This window comes from Corallococcus sp. EGB, from assembly GCF_019968905.1.
Classification (GTDB): Bacteria; Myxococcota; Myxococcia; order Myxococcales; family Myxococcaceae; genus Corallococcus.
Genome location: NZ_CP079946.1, coordinates 1,578,757 through 1,596,571, shown reverse-complemented (window position 1 = coordinate 1,596,571; position 17,815 = coordinate 1,578,757). Strand labels below are relative to the sequence as shown.

Genomic DNA, 17,815 nt, shown 5'->3' with positions numbered 1-17,815 from the left:
CCACCTTTGCCTTCTCAGCACCCGGGAGACAGCCATGCCGCTCCGCCAATCCGGACGGAGTGGACCAACCTGGACGCCCTTGCAGGCCCGCCTCGCTGGGCGCCCGCGCGGCATGAGCGTTGCTCTGCCCACCGCCGAGGCATCCAGCCCGCAGGGCGGCGAGGGAGGCAGACGAGATGAGCAGGCTGACGGAGAAGCTGAAGGCAGTGGCGGCAGCGGTGGCGTCCATCGAGAAACAGTTCGGCCGGGGCGCGGTGATGACGCTCGGCGCGGACGCACCGGAGCAGAAGGTGGCGGTCATCCCCTCGGGCTCGGTGGGGTTGGACCGGGCCCTGGGCGTGGGGGGCTATCCGCGAGGGCGTGTGGTGGAGCTGTTCGGCAATGAGTCCTCCGGCAAGACGACGCTCACCTTGCATGCGATTGCGCAGGTGCAGTCCGTGGGAGGCGTCGCGGCCTTCATCGACGCGGAGCACGCCCTGGACCTGTCCTACGCACGCAAGCTGGGGGTGCGGACGGAGGAACTGCTCGTGGCTCAGCCGGACACCGGGGAGCAGGCGCTTGAAATCACCGAGCAGCTCGTGCGCTCGGGCGCCGTGGACCTCATCGTGGTGGACTCGGTGGCGGCGCTGGTCCCCCGCGCGGAGATTGAAGGAGAGATGGGAGACGCGCACATGGGTGTCCAGGCCCGGCTGATGAGCCAGGCGCTGCGGAAGCTCACGGGCGCCGTGAGCCGCTCCGGCACCTGCATCATCTTCATCAACCAGGTCCGCATGAAGATTGGCGTGATGTTCGGCAACCCGGAGACGACGACGGGCGGCAACGCGCTGAAGTTCTACGCGTCGGTGCGGATGGAGATCCGCCGCACGGGCAACCTCAAGGAGGGCGACTCGGTGGTGGGCTCACGGGCGCGCGTGAAGGTGGTGAAGAACAAGCTGGCGCCCCCATTCCAGGAGGCGGAGTTCGACGTGCTCTATGGGACGGGCATCCACCGCGCCGCCGAGGTGCTCGACCTGGCCGTAAGCGCGGGCATGGTGGAGAAGTCGGGCAGCCACTTCAGCCTGCGGGGTGAGCGCATCGGCCAGGGCCGTGAGCGGGCGTGCGAATGGCTGCGTGAGCACCCGGACGTCCTGGAGGCGCTTGCCCGCGACCTGGTGGGCGCCCCCTCACCGTCCGCGCAGCCCTCGTCGGCCGAGGCCGCCTAGGTCGCGGCCTGGAGCGCATCCAGCGAGAGAGGGAGTTCCCATTGGCTTTGGCCCGCGCGCAAAACCAGGTGCCCTCCGGGGCCCTCCTCCAGCAGCTCACCGAACTGGTACTGCGCATCGCGGGAGAAGCGGGCCTTCGCCCTGCCCTGCTTCACGCGGCACGTGAGGACTCCGTCCGGCGTGAGCTGGAGCGACTTCAGGTCCAGGGCTTCGGCGGTCCGGTCGCTCAGGCGCAGGGACACACGTTCGTCCGGGGTGACGTCCACGGTGCGGACCTCGTAGGCCGCGTCCTCTACCTGGACGTAGCACCAGTCCGGAGCGATGCGCAGTTGGTAGCGCCCGTCCTCGTCCAGGACCAGCGAGGCGTTGAAGAGCTCGATGATTTTCGGATGCTCGATGGGCTCGTCGTCGTGCCACCAGCGCAACGCCGCATCCAGGCGGATGCCGCTGTCCTCACGCGTGTGCCAACGCTTGCCTGGTGGTGGCTGACCCGTGGGAGGTTGCATGTCGCCCTTCATGTGCGGTGGGAACCCGGCGGATTCAAGCCGCCGGGCCCTGGAGGCCTACCAGTTCCGGACGAACTCCGTGTAGCCCCGGAAGGCCACGGCCCCCCAGAAGTTCACCAGCACGCCAAGCGCCAGCACGGCTACCACCGAGCGGTTGCGCAGCGACCATCCGCCAATGGCGAAGAGCAGCAACAGGTAGGGCGTGTAGTCCAGGCTGAACCGGAAGCCGAACTGCATGTAACCGGTGTTCTGGTAGAAGAGACCGGGCAGCGCGCACACCGCCACGGTCAGCCACAGGGGCCAGTGCAGCCGGGGGCGCGTGCGGGGCACCAGCAAGAACACCAGCAGGGGCAGCGTGAGCAGCAGCGTCAGCCCATGCGGGTCGTACGACAGCCTCAGCGGGGACAGCGACACCTGCGGCAGCTTGAGGAACGCGGCCTGAAGGTTGCGCGACAGGTACTCGATGTTGAAGAGCCCGAAGCGGTCGATGTCGACGTTCACCCGGTTGTTGTAGAGGTACGAGTGGCCGAACTCGCCGAGCTTGCCGAAGCGGTAGGCGTTGTACGCGGCCGCGAGCCCCGCGAGGGGTGCGGCCCCCGCGCCGAAGAGGACGAGCTTGCGCAGGGCTGGCCTCCACGTGGCCGGAAGGGCCTTCAGCTGCGCCAGCCGGTCCGGTCCGGGGCAGAGCGCCTCCAGGACAAAGAAGAGGCCCGCGAACACCAGCGGCGTGCGGGTGAGCACCGCCATGGAGAAGAAGACCCCCGCGAGCACGGGGCGGCGGGCCTTCACGGAGGTGCGCACGTACAGACACGTGAGCGCCACGCCCATCACCTGCGCGCTGAACCAGACCTCGCCCCGGATGGCGCAGTAGAAGAACAGCGTGCCGAAGGCGAGCACCAGCGACAGCACCACGTTGTCGTCGCGGTTGCGCTCCGTCTCGCCTTGCTTCGCGAGGAAGCGCAGCAACGAATAGAACAACGCCACCGCGAGCGCGCCCACGACGACGCCGAAGGAGGTGTCGTTGAACTGGTAGCCGTGCAGCGCGACGAAGGGGAGCATCGCGACTGCGGGGAAGGACGGGAAGCTCACGAACCAGCGGTCACTTGGGAGCGGACGTCCCTCGCAGCGGACCTTGTGTCCGTTCACCACCCGAACACAGGCCCAGTCCTCCAGGTTGGGCAACACCTGGGGATCCACGTCGAGCCGTCCGTCCAGCCAGGACTGCGCCTGGTAGATGAAGTGCGGCGCGGCGCTCTGCCGGAGGAAGCGCTGCGAGCTGAAGCTGGACAGCACCGCGAACGCGATGAGGAACAGCGCCACCTCCACCCGGTGGGCCGACAGCCACTGGCGCACCGCGTTCCGCACGGGATGCGCTTCCGTCCCGGCGGGAGACAGGGAGGGACTGGAGGGCTCCGCTGGCGCCGTGGGGCTGACAAGCAGCGCGGAGGGCTCGGGTGGGGCCGCGACGGGCTCCCCTTGAGGGGCGGGAGATGGGGGCACCGTGGACGGCGCTTCCATCGCGGAAGGACGGGGACGCTTTGATTTGGAGCGACTCATGGCGACACAGGGGCGGCGAGCAGGTGCAACCTCAACATCTCCAGCACGTGGGACGCGGCGAACAGGCGGACCCGGTCCCGGTCACCCGCGACCGTTATCCGCTCGCAGCGGGGCTCCATGCCGGGGCCGGACAGGCCGCAGTACACGGTGCCCACGGGGTCCTCGGGCGTGCCTCCCGCGGGGCCGGCGTAGCCCGTGACGGACAGGCCGAACGTGGCGCCGCAGGCGGCGCGGACTCCCTCCGCCATGGCGAGCGCCGTCTGGGAGGACACGGCGCCGTGCTTCGCGAGGATGTCCGGAGACACGCCCACCCAGGCGGACTTCATCTTCTCCGAGTAGGCGACCGCGCCCCCGATGAAGACCTGGCTGGAGCCGGGGACGGCCGTGAGCTGCTGCGCGACGAGGCCGCCCGTGCAGCTCTCCGCCACCGCCAGCGTATGGCCCGCGCGTGCCAGCAGGTCCAGGAGGACAGGGGCGTATTCGCTGCCATCCGCTCCGTACACGTGCGTGCCCAGGACCTGCCGGCACGCGGCCTCCGCGGCGGCGAGCGCGGCGTCGGCCTCCTCCTGCGTGGGGGCCTCCGCCATCAGCTTCAGGTGGTTCTCCGGAGCGTGCGTCCGGAAGCCGAACACCACCCTGGGGTGGCTGGGCGCGAGGGGCATCACCTGCTCGTTCAGCATGGATTCAGGCAGGCGCACGGTCCGCAGCAGGCGGAAGGCCCGGAACGTGCGGTGGGGTTCCGCGGCGAGCCAGGTCCACACGCGCGGCAGGACCTCTCCGTCCACCAGGGCGCGGTATTCGCGCGGGACCCCTGGCAGGAAGAACAGGTGGGCGCGGCCCAGGCGCTGGATGACCATTGGCGCCGAGCCCTGGGGATTGCGTACCGGTTCGGTGCCCTTGGGGATGCGCGCCATGCGCAGGGCCCCCGGGTTCAGGGGCATGCCTCGCGCGGCATAGCGCTCCTTCAGCCAGCCGAGCACTCGCGCGTCCTCTTCCAGGGTCACGCCCGCGGCGGCGGCGGCGCACTCCAGCGTGAAGTCGTCCGCAGTGGGGCCCAGACCTCCCGAGACGATGACCACGTCCGCGCGCGCCGAGGCCTCCAGCAGCGCGCCCGTGATGCCGGGACGCACGTCCCCCACCAGCGTCACCCGTTCGACCTTCACACCGAGGTCGAAGAGGCGGGCCTCCAGCCAGGTGCTGTTGGTGTCCGTGATGAGGCCGGTGACGAGCTCGTCACCGGTGCACAGCAGCTCGACGCGCATGGGCCGGGCATCCTAGCGGCCCCGGGTCGGGAGGGCACGGTCCGCGTCCCGGCATCCGTGCCTGGCTGCTCAGAGGAAAGCGGGGCCGTCGTCCGTGGTGGCGTTGGGTTCGGAGTCCTCGTCGTCCTCCTCATCAAGCCCGGCCGCCACCGCGACCGCCGCGACGGCGCCGACCTTGCGCGACGCCAGCCGGCTGCGCACCGAGACCGCGGACTCCACCAGCCCCATGAGCAGGTACGCGATGAAGTACGTCACCAGCACCCAGGCCGGGTGGAACTGCCGGGCGATGAAGGCCCCGGTGAGCGCCATGGCCATGAAGACAAGCGCCGTCTTGCGGCTGGGGCGCGCGTCCTTGAAGGTGCGGTAGCGCACCGTGGACACCATCAGCAGCGACAGGGCGCCCACCGCCACCGCCACCGGCACGCGAGCGCCGTCACCGAGCGCCTCGCCCTGGGACGCCACGTGGTGGGAGATGACGAGGGAGACGAGCACGCCGGCCGCCAGCGGGATGGGGAGCCCCACGAAGAAGCAGCCGCCACCGCCGTGCGGGTTGCGCATGGCGAGGACGTTGAAGCGCGCCAGCCGCATGGCGCCGCAGGCCATGAACGCGAAGGAGATGAACAGGCCCCAGAAGCCCATGGGGGCCAACGCCCACTTATAGACGAGCAGCGCCGGCGCCGCGCCAAAGGACATGACGTCCGCGAGGCTGTCGAGTTGCATGCCGAAGTCGCTCTGCGTCTTCGTCAGGCGGGCCACCCGTCCGTCGAACCCGTCGAAGAACATGGCGAAGAGGATGGCCAGGGCGGCCTGGTACAGCTGCACCGGTTCAGCCTCACCCGCGCACAAGGTGATGGCGTAGAAGCCACAGAAGATGGAGGTGACGGTGAAGAGGTTCGGGAGCACGAACATCAGTTTCCGCAGCTTCATCGTTCCCTCGACTTCCCCAGGTGGTCGGCTGCCCATGTGGCAGAAACGGCGAGGGAACGGACCTTAGCAGGCTTTTATTCGCTCCGGAGTCAGTCCCGGGTCGCATGGGAGGAGAAATGCCGTACGGGCAGTGGGCCCTGTGGGGGTTGACCGCCGCGGGCGTCCTGGTGCTGGTGAACGTCGTGTGGGTCCTGCTGGTGCGGCGGTGGTACCGCCTCAAGGGCCCTCTTCCCGACAGGCTGCGCGTGCGCTGCGCGGATGGGTGGGAACTGACCGTGCACGCGCGGCGGGCCCCGGTGCGCCGCTTCGCCGAGCCCGTCCTGCTGTGCCACGGGCTGGCGGCCAACCGCTTCACCTTCGACTTCGAACCACCCTACTCCGTCGCCCACTACCTCACCGAGGCCGGCTTCGATTGCTTCAGCGTGGAGTGGCGCGGCACGGGGCACTCGCAGCGTCCGCCCCAGGGCCGGCGGGCCACGGACTTCACCGTCGATGACCACATCCTGCACGACGGCCCTGCGCTGCTGGAGCTGGCGCTGAAGGAGTCCGGCGCGAAGCAGGCCTTCTGGCTGGGCCACTCGCTGGGAGGACTGGTGGGCTACGGCGTGGCGCAGGGGCCTGATGGGGAGAAGCTGGCGGGTCTGCTCGAGTTGGGAGCGCCGGTGTATCTCAAGTCGGAGCCGTTCCTGCGGACGCTCATCTCGTTGGGCGTGCGCGCGGCGTGGCCCGGGAGCATCCGGCAGGCGTGGGTGAGCGCCAGCATGGCACCTTTCCTGGGCTACCTGGCGCTGCCCTTGTCGGACATCGTGGTGAATCCCCGGCACGTCCCTCCGCGCGTCCTGCGGCAGTTGTCCGTCAACATGATGGCGGCGATGAGCCGCAAGGTGCTGCTCCAGTTCCAGGATTGGATCTCCCACGACGCGTTCCGCTCCTACGACCGCAAGACGGACTGGCGCGCGGGAATCGCGAAGCTCCAGATGCCCGTGCTGGTGATGGGCGGCAGCGCGGACCGGCTGGCCACCGCGGCCAACGTGGAGGCGCAGTACGCGCTGCTCACCTCACCGGACCGCACCCTGCACGTCTTCGGCCGGGACCACGGGGACAAGATGGATTACGGCCACGGAGACCTCATCTTCGGCACCGGCGCGCCCGTGGAGGTCTACCCTGTCATCCGCGAGTGGCTCGAAAGGCGCGCCACGCCGCTGCCTCCCACGAGTGCTCCCCCTCAGGGCTGAGGCGTTCCGGCGCGAGGGCGGGCGTCGAGTTGGACGCAGGGGGAGCGCAGGCCTCGCGTTGTGCTCGAGTCGACGTGGCGCAGGTGGACGCGCGTCTGCTCCTCGCAGTCGGTGGAGACCAGTTCGCCTCGCGCGTCCTTCGCGGTGAGGCTCTCCACCTGCAACTGCCCTCCTTCGATGGCCAGCACCACGGAACCGGCGGTGTCTCGCACGTCGATGTTCCGGGACTCCAGGGTGGCCTGTGTATCCACCGCCAACCCGGCGAGCCCGCAGCCCGAGAGCCGGGCCTTCTGGAGCGTCACCCGCGCATGCTGGGATGCCAACACGCAGGAGCCCTTCGCGCCCTGGACGCTCACGGTGTCGACGTCCGCTTCCACCTGGCGCAGGTGGAGGCCGTCCCCCGCGACGCCATCCGCGGTGCTCACACCCGTGATGACGCCGTCGCGCAAGCGCAGCCGCCCCTGCAGCGCCACCACGCCGTATTCCCTCGAACCCTCCAGGCGGAAGCGCCGCACCTCCAGGTCCGAGGCCGTGAGCTGCAGGGCTCCGTAGCTGCCCGCGTCCTTCACCGCCACGTCCTCCAGCAGGCCGCTCGTCGCCGTGAGCCCGAGGCCCGCGCGCGTGGCGTGCTCCGAGGTGAAGCCTCGCACCGACACCCGCGCCCGGTTGGCCGTCACGCCGTACTCGTGGCCCTGGACCCGCACATCCACCAGCGTCAGCGCGCCCTCCACCGTGGAGAACGCCGTGCCCGCACCTCCCGAGGCCCGCGCCCGCTCCACCTCCGCCGCGCCGCCTTCCTGGCTCAGCGCCATCCGAGGCCCCTGGAAGCACACCCCTTCCAGGCGGACCGTGGCCCCGCCCCGGGCACGGACGGCGCGTTCGTAGGGCCCCACGAACACGCCGTCCCGGAGGATCAGCGAGGGCGCCGCATCCCCCGGGGCTGCTGCCTCCACGAGCACGCCGAGGCCATCCGGAGCCTCGGTGGAGGGGGGCTCCGCGGGAAGCGTTGTGTCCAGGAGGGAACAGGTCCGGGACTGGCTGCCCGCTCCTGCCTCGAAGCGCAGGCTTCTGCCCTCCAGTGAACCTGCCGCCAGGCGGATGGCTCCCCGGGCCTGACTCCGGAAGGTCACGGCATGGACCTGGACGGGGCCCCGAGCCTCCATGCCCCAGTCCCCTCCCGCCACTTGCAGGGCCTCCACGGCGGTGTCCCTCGATGCGTCCACCACGGTCATGCCCGGGCCGGTCCCCGCCAGGACCGTGCCGGGCCCCTCTCCCATGAGCCTCGTTCCCTCTGACAGCTGGACGGGACCCTCGTAGCGGCCGGCGGCCAGGTGCACCCGCTTCGGGCCCGGACGGGCCAGGGCCTCCGTCAGCGTCCTCAGGGGCCTCTCCCGGGTGCCGTCACCGTTCGACGCCGCGCCGTCCACCCAGAGCTCGGCCGCCGCCTGGGGCTGGGGCCGGGACGTCGGCCGCGAGCAGGCGCACAGCAGGACCAGGAGCCATGGCAGCAGTCGGGTGGACATGCGGGCAGGCACTCTAGCCCCCTGACGGCACCCTGCTGGAGCTGGATCAGCCCCCACCGCCAAGTGATCGATTTTCCAATGCCTTTCATGCGGAATCGATCATCAAGCGATCACTTTCCCGGATGGCAAAAGCAGGAGTGTGAGGATGTATCAAAAGATGCGATCCTCCCTCTCTCTACCGGGTGTATTTTCAGAGGCCAGTTTTCATCCGGAGGCCGAATTTCCGGCCTGGGAGCAGGTGGCGCATTGACAGTCGAAACCTCGATTTGTTACCTCCGCCATCCGCTCGTTCAACGCCAGACAACGCACAGAGGGAGGGGTGTCATGACCAAGGCAGAGCTCGTGGAGGTGGTGGCTGCGCAGTCGAGGCTCACGAAGAAGCAAGCCGCCCAGATCCTCGACAGCGTCTTCACCAACATCGGCAAGGCGGTGAAGAAGGACTCGCGCTTCAGCTACCCCGGGTTCGGCACCTGGTCGCTGCGCTCGCGCAAGGCGCGGAAGATCCGCAACCCGCAGACCAACGAGATGATGAAGCTCAAGGCGTCGAAGACGGTCGGTTTCCGTCCGGCCAAGGAGCTGAAGAACTCGCTGTAGTCGTTGGGCCCTTCCAGGCCCGTCCTCCTCAGGGGCGTGAACCCGCCGCCGGGTGCCGCCCCTGGGACGTGAGGACGGGGGACTCCGCGGGCATGCGGGCCACGGGGCGCTCCTCGTCGGAGGCGTCCGGGCCCGACTCGGGGGCGACGAGCGCCTCCAGCGGATCCATGGAAGCACCGTCGTGCCAGAGTTCGAAGTGGACGTGGACACCGGTCGCCAGGCCCGTGTCCCCCGCGAGCCCCACCACGTCGCCCTTCGCCAGCACCTCGCCGGTCGTCACCAGGACCTCGGACAGGTGGCTGTAGCGCGTCACCCACTGGCCGTCGTGCTGGACCTCCACCATCTTGCCGTGGTCGCCGTTCCAGCCGGCGCGCAGCACGACGCCCTTCTCCGCCACGGCCACCGGCTGTCCCCGGAAGGCCGCCAGGTCCACGCCCGAGTGGCGGCGGAGCTGGCCGGTGATGGGGTGCCAGCGCTCGCCGTAGAGGCTGGTGATGGTGACCGGCGCCACGGGCCAGGCGAGGCGCGGCGGGCCGGAGGGCTCGGGCGGCGTCTCCCAGCGGCGCAGCGTGGAGGCGCGCACGATGAGGCGGCCCACGCGCACCACCACGGCCTCCGCGAGCGGGCCCGGCATGTCGCCGTACAGGCGCGCGTCCTGCTCCAGCTCCGCCTCCATCACGCCCCGCGCGCGCGTCAGGTCGCGGGTGTCGGTGGACTCGATCGGCCGGTCCAGGAAGGCGTCCAGGGCCGCGTTCACCGCCTCCCAGTTGCGCACCTGTTCGGCGGGCATGGCGCTGCCGCGCTGGGCCTTGGCGCGGTAGGCCTGGGCCTGCTCGGCGAACAAGCGGAGGCGGGCCTCGAGTTCCGGGGAGCGCTCGGGCACCAGCGGGCCCCGGGCGCGCACTGGTTCGTGGGGGAGGAAGGGACCGCTGTCGCTGGCGGAGCCGCTGTCACCCGCGGTCGCGTACAGCTCCTCAAAGCTCATCTTCCCCGGCTGCGGCGTGGCGCAGGCGGAGAGGGCCAACAGGGCGAGGACGGCAGGTCGGCGCACGGCGGGGCGAGACTATCACGCGCGCCGGTCCGTCAACCCGCGCCGGGGCGTGGATCATTTTCCGTAGCGCCCAGGTACGTGCGGACCACACCCGGCGTGGAGGGAGCGCATCCCCGGATCCCGAAGGACCGTCATTGGGCCGCCAGCCCCGGGCCCCGTCCGGACCTGTCCGACTGTCGGACAGGTTTTGGAGGGCCGCGACGGCCCCCGACGGGTGCCGCGCGTGTCAGCCCGCGAAGGCCTTGCGGATGCGCGCCAGGGCGTCGTCGATGTCCGCCGTGGACACGTCCAGGTGGCACACGAGGCGGATGGAGTGCGGGCCCGTGGGGTTGGCGAGCACGCCCTGCTTCAGGAGCAGCGCGGAGGCCTCGGCCGCCGGGCGCACGAGGTCCGCGAACACCATGTTCGTCTCCACCCGGGCCAGGTCCACCTTCACGCCCGGAATCTGGGCCAGGCCCTCGGCCAGCCGGCGCGCGTTGGCGTGGTCCTCGGCCAGGCGCTCCACGTGGTGCTCCAGCGCGTACAGCGCCGCCGCCGCGAGGATGCCTGCCTGCCGCATGCCGCCACCCAGCCGCTTGCGCAGCCGCCGCGCCTCGCGGATGACGTCCGCCCTGCCCGCGAGCGCCGAGCCCACCGGCGCGCCCAGCCCCTTGGAGAAGCACACCGACGTCGTGTCCGTCAGCGACGCCCACGCGGACGCGGGCTTTCCCGCCGCCACCTCCGCGTTGAACAGGCGCGCGCCATCCAGGTGCACCGCGAGCCCGGCCTTGCGCCCCGCCTCCACCACCGCGCGGAAGCGCTCCACCGGCCACACCGTGCCGCCGCCGCGGTTGTGCGTGTTCTCCAGCGACAACAGGCGCGTGCGCGGGTTGTGGATGTTGTCCTCGCGCACCGCCGCCACGACCGTCTCCGGCTTCAGCAGGCCGCGCTCGCCCGGCAGGGGGCCCGGCTGCACGCCCCACAGCGCCGGCACCGCGCCTCCTTCGTACTGGATGATGTGGCTGCCCTCCTCCGTCAGGACCTCATCGCCCGAGCGGCAGTGCGCGCCGATGGCGATCTGATTCGCCTGCGTGCCGGAGGGGACGAAGACGGCGGCCTCCAGTCCGAGCCGCTCCGCCACGCGCTCCTCCAGCCGGCGCACGGTGGGGTCCTCGCCATAGACGTCGTCGCCCACCTCCGCGTCGGCGATGAGCCTGCGCATGGCGGGCGTGGGCTTCGTCACGGTGTCGGAGCGGAAGTCGATGGGCTTCATGGTTCTCCTCGCTGCGTGGAAGTGGGTGCCCCGCCATGGCGCTTGGGCGGAGCCGCCCCGTGACATACAACGCCCGCGTGGCCCGGCGAGAGACAGTGGGTGAGAAGCGGCAGCGCGCGGTGGCGGTTCTGGACGGTCTGGAAGCGGCCATGCCGGACGCTCGCATCGAGCTGGACTACCGGACGCCCCTGGAGCTGCTGGTCGCCGTCATCCTGTCCGCGCAGTGCACGGACAAGCGCGTCAACCTGGTGACCCCTGCCCTGTTCGCCCGCTTCCCGGACGCGCAGGCCTATGCGCGCGTCGAGCCTTCCGACGTGGAGCCCTTCATCCGCACCTGCGGGCTGTACCGCGCGAAGGCGAAGAACATCGTGGCCACGGCGCGCGCGCTGGTGGCGGAGCATGGCGGCCAGGTGCCGCTGACGCGCGACACGCTGGCGCAGCTGCCGGGCGTGGGCCTGAAGACGGCGGGCGTGGTGTGCATCCACCTGGGCGGCGACGCGGCCTTCCCCGTGGACACGCACGTGAAGCGGCTGGCGTACCGGCTGGGCTTCACCACGCAGGAAGACCCGGACAAGGTGGAGAAGGACCTGCAGGCGCTGCTGCCTCGCGAGCGGTGGACGCTGGGGCATCAGCTGCTGGTGTGGCACGGGCGGCGCACGTGCTTCGCGCGCTCGCCCGCTTGCGACTCCTGCGTGGTGGCGGCGAAGTGCCCGAAGAAGGGCGTGCGCGCCACCGCGAAGACCTAGGCGGACGCCGGGGCGCCCTGCTCGCGCGAGGCCTTGAGCTTCTTCATGCGCTTGCGGATGAACTCGCGCTTGAGCGTGGAGACGTGGTCCACGAAGACGGTGCCGTCCAGGTGGTCCGCCTCATGCTGCACGGCGATGGCCAGGAGGCCGTCGCAGCGCAGCGTCTGCTCCTGGCCGTCCTCGTCCAGGTAGCGCACGGTGGCGATGGCGGCGCGGTCCACGTCCTCGGCTTCACCGGGGATGGAGAGGCAGCCTTCCGTGTAGGTCGTCTCCCCTTCGAGCGAGACGAACTCCGGGTTGATCATCGCCAGGGGCTTGGACTCCGGCTGCTGCGGCCGGGTGTCCAGCACGATGATGCGCTGGAGGACGCCCACCTGCGGGGCGGCGAGACCCACGCCCTCGGCGGCGTACATCGTCTCGAACATGTCCTTGATGAGCGCGCGGACCTTGTCGTCCACCTTCGCCACGGGCTTGGCCTTCTGCTTCAGGATGGGGTCGGGCCAGATGAGAATCTCGCGAACCATGGAGGGGACTCTTAACCCCTCCGGACCGCGACGGGCAACCGTTCCCCCGGGCATCAGTCGAGCAGATTACGGGCGTACTCGCCCCGCAGCCGGTCGTCTCCCAGGGCCCGGGCGGCCTCCGTCAACACCGCGCGGATCTGCTGCGCGCGGTGCTGGAGCGCGGGGTCCGGATGGCCGGCGAAGCGCAGCGGGTGGAACTCCGCGGCGAGCAGCGTGTACGCCCGCTTGACCTCTTCGCTTCCGGCCGAGCGGGCGAGCCCCAACACGGTGAAGTAGTCCGCGTCCTGGATCTCCTCGAACTTGGCCTCCAGCCGGTGCACGTCCAGCTCCGGCGGCAGGTCGCCCCGGGCGTCCTCCGACGGTGGATGCAGCGCGATGAGGCCCAGCGTCCGCGCCACCGCGAGCGCCTTGAGCGCGCTGTCCTGCGGCAGGCCCGAGCCCAGGAGCAGCGACTCCAGCGTGCGCTCTCCATCCACGGACTGGAGCAGTTGGAGCTCGCGGGCGGAGAGACCGAAGTCCGCGGGGGCCATGTGCGCGTCGCCTCGGGAGACCTGGGCGCGCAGGGAGCCCGCCGCGTCCAGGAGCGATTCGGCGGTGAGCGTGTTGCGCAGCCCTTCCGCGAGCAGGTGCAGCGGCGGGCGCGTGGCGGCGGCGAGCGCCACCTCGTGGGGCGCGGGCTCCGGCACCAGGCGGTAGAGCGTGGAGGGTTCCGCGAGCGCGTCCAGGAAGACCTGTTCGGTGTAGCGCTGGACCAGGGGGACGGATTCAGCTTCGCGCACGTAGCCGCGTCCGCGCAGCGCTTCCAGCAGCGTGCCGGTGGTGGCGCTGCGCACGAGCCGCAGCTCGGCCTCCTGTCGCGCGTCGATGAGGCCGTCCGCGCGGGCCCGGTCGATGAGGGATTCGCCCTGCGCGGAGGACGCGGCGCCGACGAGGGCTCCGTCGCGCAGCCAGAGGACGCGCAAGGCGTTCATCACCTTGAGCTCCAGGCGCACCTCCATTCGCGCGTCGCAGAGCCTCAGGATGAGGCGGGCGAGGCCCTCCTGCGTGAGGCTGCCGCTGCGGGCCACCGCCATCTCCGGACGGCCGGGCGATTCGAGCGGGATGAGCGTGGCGCGGGCCTGGGCCGCGGCCTCCTCCGCGTCCCGTTGCGCGCGGGCTTCGAGTTCCTGGCGCTCACGTTCGGCCTGGAGGCGCTGTTCGACGGCTTCGGTTTCGAGCCGGGTGCGCGTCTCGCGCTCGCGGGTGAGTTCCTCTCGGAGCTGGTCGAGTTGGGCTTGCAGCGCGTCGCGGGCCTGGGACTCGGCGGCGAGGCGGGCTTCCGCGGCGGTGCGGGCCTGGGCTTCGGTTTCGAGGCGGGCTTCGAGGTCCTGACGTGCGCGGGCCTCGGAGTCGAGGCGGACTTCCAGCACGGTGCGCAGCCGGCCTTCGGAGGTGGCCTTGGCGGTGGCTTCGGTGGCCTTCTGCTCGGCCTGGAGGGCTCGGGCCTCCGCGGCGGTGCGGGCCTGGAGCTGCTGTTCGGCGTTGGCTTGTGCTTCGGCGCGGGCCTGTTCGGCTTCGGCCACGCGGGTCCGTGCGCGTTCGTCCGCGTCCGTGAGGTCGTGCGTGGACTGCTCCGCGCGGGACTCCGCCTGAGCGAGGGATTGCGTGAGTTGCTCCACGCGAGCCTCAAGCTCGGACTGCGTCCTCGCGAGCGTCTCTTCGCGGGTGCGGGCCTGCGTCAGCTCCTGCGTGAGCTGCTCGATGCGCGACTCGGCCTGGGTGAGCTGCTCCGTGCGGGCCTCCGCGTTGGCCAGCGCCTGGGCGAGCTGTTCCGCCCGGGCTTCGGCTTCGGCGCGCTCCTGGGCGAGTTGTTCCGCTCGGGCCTCCGCTTCGGCGCGCGCCTGGGCGAGTTGCTCCGCTCGGGCCTCCGCTTCGGCGCGCTCCTGGGCGAGTTGCTCCGCTCGGGCCTCCGCTTCCGTGCGCGCCTGGATGAGGTGCTCAAGGCGGGCCTGGGCTTCGGCCTGGGACTGCGTGAACTGGTCCGCGCGGTTCCCCGATTCGGTCTGGAGCCGCTGGAGCTGCTCGGCGTGCGCCTCGGCTTCGGACCGCGCCTGCTTCAGCTGCTCGGCGGCGGCCGCGCGGGCATTTTCGGCTTCGGTGGCTCGCGCTTCGGCCTGCGTCAGGGCCTGCGTCAGTTGCTCCACGCGGGCCTCCGCCTGGAGCAGGGCTTCGGCGGGCTGCGCCGCCTTGGCCTCGGCTCGCTGGCGGGCCTGCTTGAGCTGCTCCATCCGGGCGTTGGCCTGGCTCAGGGTCTCCGCGAACCGCGTCTCGTTCTGCTGCTTCGCCGCCTCGGCCTCTTCCGCTCGGGCCTGGGCTTCGAGCAGGGCCTCCTCTGCCTTCGTCGCCCGGGCTTCCGCCTCGGCCAGACGTTCGGCGGTGCGTTCGGCGGTGGCCTCCGCGGCGGCGCGTGCCTCCTCGGCTTGCGTGGCGCGGCCTTCGGCCTGGCTCACCGCCTGGGCGGACTGCCTTGCGTTGGCCTCGCCCTGGAGCAGCACCTGCGCCAACTGCTGCGCCCTGGCCTCCACCTGCGCCAGCGCCTGCGCGGACTGCTTCGCCTTCGCTTCGGACTCGGCCAGCGCCTGCGTGACCTGCTGCACCCGCGTCTCCGCCTGGGCCAGCGCCTGCGCGGACTGCTTCGCCTTCGCTTCGGACTCGGCCAGCGACTGGGCCAGATGATGGGCCCGCACCTCCACCAGCGACAGCGCCTGCGCGGAGTGCTTCACCTTCGCTTCGGCCGCGGTCCGGGCCTTCGCTTCCGCTTCGGCGCGGGCCTCGGCTTCGGCACGCCGGGCCTCCAGGTCCGCGCGGAGCGCGGCTTCCTCGCTGTCGTGGCTGTGCGCCTGCTCGGCTTCGGCACGCGCGGCCCTGGATTCGGATTCCGCTCGGGCTTCGGCCGCGAGCCGTGCCTCGGTCTCGGCTTCGAGCCGCGCTTCCACGTCGGAGCGCGCGGCCTGCTCCAGCTCGGCGCGGGCCTCGGCCTCTGCGCGCGTCTGTGCTTCCTGATGGGCGCGGAGCTCGGCCTCCTCGCGCGCCTGGACCTCCGCGGCGAGACGCTTCTCGAGCTCGGCGAGCTCCAGCCGGACCATCTCCGCGATGGCTTCGGCTTCAAGGCGGGCACGCTCCTCCGCGGCCGCGCGCGCCTCCGCCTCCACCCGCCCGCCCGCCTCCGAGGCGAGCCGGGCCTCGACCTCCGCGAGGGCCTGCGTCGCCGAGACGGCCCGGACCTCCGAGGCCGCATGGGCCGCCGAGGCCTGCTCCAACAAGGACTCGGCGCGGGCACGGGCGTGGACCTCCGCTTCGGCCCTCACCTCCACGGCGCTCCGGGCCTCCACCTCGGCGTCCGCTTCGAGCCGGGCGTCTTCCCGGGCTCGCGCTTCGCCCGCGATGCGCTCTTCCAGCTCCACGCGGAGCGACTGCTCTGATTCGGCCAGGGCTTCCGCGTCCGCGGCTCGGGCCTCCGCCTCCTCGATGGCGGCGTGGGCCATCGCGAGTTCCTCGCGCAGCGACTCCAGCTCCGCGATGAGCTCCGACGACGGCTCGGCGGCGTCCGTGCGCGCCGGGGCGGATGCCTCCGGCTCCTGGGCGCGCGGCTTGTTCGCCCGCTGCACTCCTCCTGGCACCAGCATCACGGACGACGGCGCCTGGACCTCCAGCCGGTGGGTCGCGCTCTCCGCGCGTGACGAGGCGGCATCCGCGCCGGGCGCGTTGCTCCGTGGTGAGGAGGTCCCACCGGCCTTCGCTGTATCGCCAGCACCGGGGTTGTCATTCAGGCCCGCGGGCCCCTCCCCCGCTCCCGACGCGACCACCGCCCCGGCCTCACTGCCCGCCGAGGTGCCACCGGCCACCACGACCCCCACGGGGGCCTTGCCCGGCGAACGCAGCGGCACACGGGCCGCGACGCGCAGCGGCCTCTCCGGGTTCGCACCTGGCGCGGCGCTGCCCGCCGTCGCGCCGTCGCTCGACGCCGTGGCCTTGCCCGCCTTCGCGGCCTCACCGTTCGCGGGCTCCGACCACTGGAGGGGCTTGGAGCCCTCCGACTTCACCTCATCGACGGTCTCGGAGTCGAACCAGTCCGAACCCACTGGCTTCGAGGTGTCGTCAGCGGACTCCTCCCGCTCGCGCGCATCGGCGGAGGCCTTGAGGTCCGCCTCCAGGACGTCCCAGTTCGACAGGCCCGCCGCCGCCAGCTCCTCCGCGGTCGGCTCCGAGGGTGCGTCGTCCTCCGCCTCCCTCGCCGCCGCGGCCCGCTCCTCCGCCGCCACGTCGTCCGCGACCGAACCGAAGTCCGTCTCGTCGGGGTCGTCCACGCCGCCCGGCGACGCACGCCCCTCCAGCTCTGGATCCGGCTCCAGTTCCTTCCACGCCAGCGGGGCCGAGCCTTCCGGCTCCGAGTCCTTCGCCGCGCCACCGCCCTCGTCCGAGTCGACGTCGAAGAAGCCCTCGTCCCCCAGCTTCGGCGCGGGCTTCACCGGCTTCAGCCCCGGCGGGGTGAGCCGCTCCTCACGGAACGCGAGCTGTCCCTCCGGCGGCGCCTCTTCCGCGCCCTCTTCGTTCGGGAACGGGAAGCGCAACGTGGTGCGCGCTTCCGGCGCACGGCCCTCCGGCGGCGCCCCGTCCCACTCGGAGCCGATGCTCGCGTCCGGATCCTCCTCGCCCCACGCCTCGCCGGAGTCGCCCTCCCCCGCCTCGGCTCCGTGGGACCTCGTGCCCACCGACAGCGCGGAGTCGATGGACGCGATCGCCTCCGTCTCCACCTCCAGGTGCGCCTGCTCCAGCGCGGCGTTCACCGCCACGTTCGTGCTGCGCTCGCGCTGCTGGTTCACGGCGTGCGCGCTGCGCTCCTCGCGCGTCATCGCCGCCACTTCCCAGTCCGTCTGGTTCAGCGGCGCCAGGTCTCCGAACAGCGCGTTCGCCAGCGCGGGGTCCCCGCCCACCGAGCGCGGCGACGTCACGTGCCAGTCCTCGTCCGAGGGCGCGCCCCCCTTCGCCGGCTCCTGCAGCGTCCGGTTCTCCACCACGCGCCAGCCATCCGCCTCCGCCGGCGCGCGGATCAAGGTGTCCACCAGCGTCACGAAGCTGGGGCCGTCCAGGGGCAGCGGCGCCACCGGCGCGCTGAAGCCCTCGATGGACTCACTCAGCAGCAGCACCCGCGCCTTGTGGCCGTCCGGGTGCAGCACCAGCTCCTCCAGCACCACGTGCCCGCGCCCGCTCTCCACGCCCGGCGCGAGCACGATGAGCTCCGGCAGGTGATGCCCGAAGGCGATGAGCGCGTCCGCGGCGGAGGTCGCGAGGATGACCTCGTGCCCTTCGCGGGACAGCAGTCGCCGGACGGCGGCGATGGTGGCGATGTCGTCGTGTACGAGGAGGACCGAGGCGCCCATGGGGGAGCCCGGGAGT

At 71.6% G+C, this 17,815-nt stretch carries 13 protein-coding genes; 4 read left to right on the top strand and 9 right to left on the bottom strand.

Annotated elements, in window-relative coordinates:
- The first annotated feature begins 176 nt into the window (after positions 1-176).
- Positions 177-1,202 carry a recombinase RecA gene (recA, locus tag KYK13_RS06545; protein ID WP_223642810.1) on the top strand — a complete coding sequence of 342 codons (1,026 nt, stop codon included), beginning with the start codon at positions 177-179 and terminating at the stop codon, positions 1,200-1,202.
- On the opposite strand, the gene KYK13_RS06540 is transcribed toward recA, so the two are convergent.
- From KYK13_RS06540 to pssA, 4 genes are all read right to left on the bottom strand, one after another.
- Positions 1,199-1,708, bottom strand: a complete 510-nt coding sequence (locus tag KYK13_RS06540; protein ID WP_223642808.1) for a DUF1285 domain-containing protein — start codon at positions 1,706-1,708, stop codon at positions 1,199-1,201. The two genes, recA and KYK13_RS06540, sit on opposite strands and share 4 nt — an antisense overlap.
- A gap of 57 nt (positions 1,709-1,765) precedes the next feature.
- Entirely contained in the window at positions 1,766-3,265 is a 1,500-nt protein-coding gene (locus KYK13_RS06535; protein ID WP_223642806.1) for a hypothetical protein, read from the bottom strand.
- Positions 3,262-4,527 carry a CinA family nicotinamide mononucleotide deamidase-related protein gene (locus KYK13_RS06530; protein WP_223642804.1) on the bottom strand — a complete coding sequence of 422 codons (1,266 nt, stop codon included), beginning with the start codon at positions 4,525-4,527 and terminating at the stop codon, positions 3,262-3,264. The genes KYK13_RS06535 and KYK13_RS06530 overlap by 4 nt, the downstream gene beginning before the upstream one ends.
- Positions 4,528-4,596: 69 nt before the next feature.
- Positions 4,597-5,454, bottom strand: a complete 858-nt coding sequence (pssA, locus tag KYK13_RS06525; protein ID WP_223642803.1) for a CDP-diacylglycerol--serine O-phosphatidyltransferase — start codon at positions 5,452-5,454, stop codon at positions 4,597-4,599.
- A gap of 116 nt (positions 5,455-5,570) precedes the next feature.
- Between pssA and KYK13_RS06520 the strand changes: the two genes are divergently transcribed.
- Positions 5,571-6,689 carry an alpha/beta fold hydrolase gene (locus KYK13_RS06520; protein ID WP_223642802.1) on the top strand — a complete coding sequence of 373 codons (1,119 nt, stop codon included), beginning with the start codon at positions 5,571-5,573 and terminating at the stop codon, positions 6,687-6,689.
- Here the strand turns inward: KYK13_RS06520 and KYK13_RS06515 are convergent.
- On the bottom strand, positions 6,680-8,212 hold the full coding sequence (locus KYK13_RS06515; RefSeq protein WP_223642801.1) for a DUF1565 domain-containing protein: 1,533 nt from the start codon (positions 8,210-8,212) through the stop codon (positions 6,680-6,682). The two genes, KYK13_RS06520 and KYK13_RS06515, sit on opposite strands and share 10 nt — an antisense overlap.
- Positions 8,213-8,536: 324 nt before the next feature.
- On the opposite strand from KYK13_RS06515, the gene KYK13_RS06510 reads away from it, so the two are divergent.
- Positions 8,537-8,806, top strand: a complete 270-nt coding sequence (locus tag KYK13_RS06510; RefSeq protein WP_223642800.1) for an HU family DNA-binding protein — start codon at positions 8,537-8,539, stop codon at positions 8,804-8,806.
- A gap of 28 nt (positions 8,807-8,834) precedes the next feature.
- Here KYK13_RS06510 and KYK13_RS06505 read toward each other — a convergent pair whose 3' ends face one another.
- Complete coding sequence (locus tag KYK13_RS06505) at positions 8,835-9,857, bottom strand: M23 family metallopeptidase (protein ID WP_223642799.1); 1,023 nt, start codon at positions 9,855-9,857, stop codon at positions 8,835-8,837.
- Between the two features lie 226 nt (positions 9,858-10,083).
- A complete protein-coding gene (gene ltaE, locus KYK13_RS06500) occupies positions 10,084-11,109 on the bottom strand; it encodes a low-specificity L-threonine aldolase (protein WP_223642798.1) in 1,026 nt (341 codons plus the stop codon).
- A gap of 35 nt (positions 11,110-11,144) precedes the next feature.
- Between ltaE and nth the strand changes: the two genes are divergently transcribed.
- Entirely contained in the window at positions 11,145-11,855 is a 711-nt protein-coding gene (nth, locus tag KYK13_RS06495; RefSeq protein WP_223642796.1) for an endonuclease III, read from the top strand.
- Here the strand turns inward: nth and def are convergent.
- Together def and KYK13_RS06485 are read right to left on the bottom strand one after the other, a co-directional pair.
- Positions 11,852-12,379 (bottom strand): peptide deformylase, encoded by a 528-nt coding sequence (gene def, locus KYK13_RS06490; protein ID WP_223642794.1) that lies wholly within the window; start codon positions 12,377-12,379, stop codon positions 11,852-11,854. The genes nth and def overlap by 4 nt on opposite strands.
- A gap of 53 nt (positions 12,380-12,432) precedes the next feature.
- The gene (locus KYK13_RS06485; protein ID WP_223642792.1) at positions 12,433-17,799 is read right to left on the bottom strand and encodes a response regulator receiver protein; all 5,367 of its coding nucleotides are present in this window, start codon (positions 17,797-17,799) and stop codon (positions 12,433-12,435) included.
- Positions 17,800-17,815 lie beyond the last annotated feature (16 nt).

What these genes read in the sequence shown, in the direction of transcription:
- recA (WP_223642810.1), top strand. Translation starts at nt 177, where the DNA reads ATGAGCAGGCTGACGGAGAAGCTGAAGGCAGTGGCGGCAGCGGTGGCG.
- KYK13_RS06540 (WP_223642808.1), bottom strand. Translation starts at nt 1,708, where the DNA reads ATGCAACCTCCCACGGGTCAGCCACCACCAGGCAAGCGTTGGCACACG.
- KYK13_RS06535 (WP_223642806.1), bottom strand. Translation starts at nt 3,265, where the DNA reads ATGAGTCGCTCCAAATCAAAGCGTCCCCGTCCTTCCGCGATGGAAGCG.
- KYK13_RS06530 (WP_223642804.1), bottom strand. Translation starts at nt 4,527, where the DNA reads ATGCGCGTCGAGCTGCTGTGCACCGGTGACGAGCTCGTCACCGGCCTC.
- pssA (WP_223642803.1), bottom strand. Translation starts at nt 5,454, where the DNA reads ATGAAGCTGCGGAAACTGATGTTCGTGCTCCCGAACCTCTTCACCGTC.
- KYK13_RS06520 (WP_223642802.1), top strand. Translation starts at nt 5,571, where the DNA reads ATGCCGTACGGGCAGTGGGCCCTGTGGGGGTTGACCGCCGCGGGCGTC.
- KYK13_RS06515 (WP_223642801.1), bottom strand. Translation starts at nt 8,212, where the DNA reads ATGTCCACCCGACTGCTGCCATGGCTCCTGGTCCTGCTGTGCGCCTGC.
- KYK13_RS06510 (WP_223642800.1), top strand. Translation starts at nt 8,537, where the DNA reads ATGACCAAGGCAGAGCTCGTGGAGGTGGTGGCTGCGCAGTCGAGGCTC.
- ltaE (WP_223642798.1), bottom strand. Translation starts at nt 11,109, where the DNA reads ATGAAGCCCATCGACTTCCGCTCCGACACCGTGACGAAGCCCACGCCC.
- nth (WP_223642796.1), top strand. Translation starts at nt 11,145, where the DNA reads ATGGCGCTTGGGCGGAGCCGCCCCGTGACATACAACGCCCGCGTGGCC.
- def (WP_223642794.1), bottom strand. Translation starts at nt 12,379, where the DNA reads ATGGTTCGCGAGATTCTCATCTGGCCCGACCCCATCCTGAAGCAGAAG.
- KYK13_RS06485 (WP_223642792.1), bottom strand. Translation starts at nt 17,799, where the DNA reads ATGGGCGCCTCGGTCCTCCTCGTACACGACGACATCGCCACCATCGCC.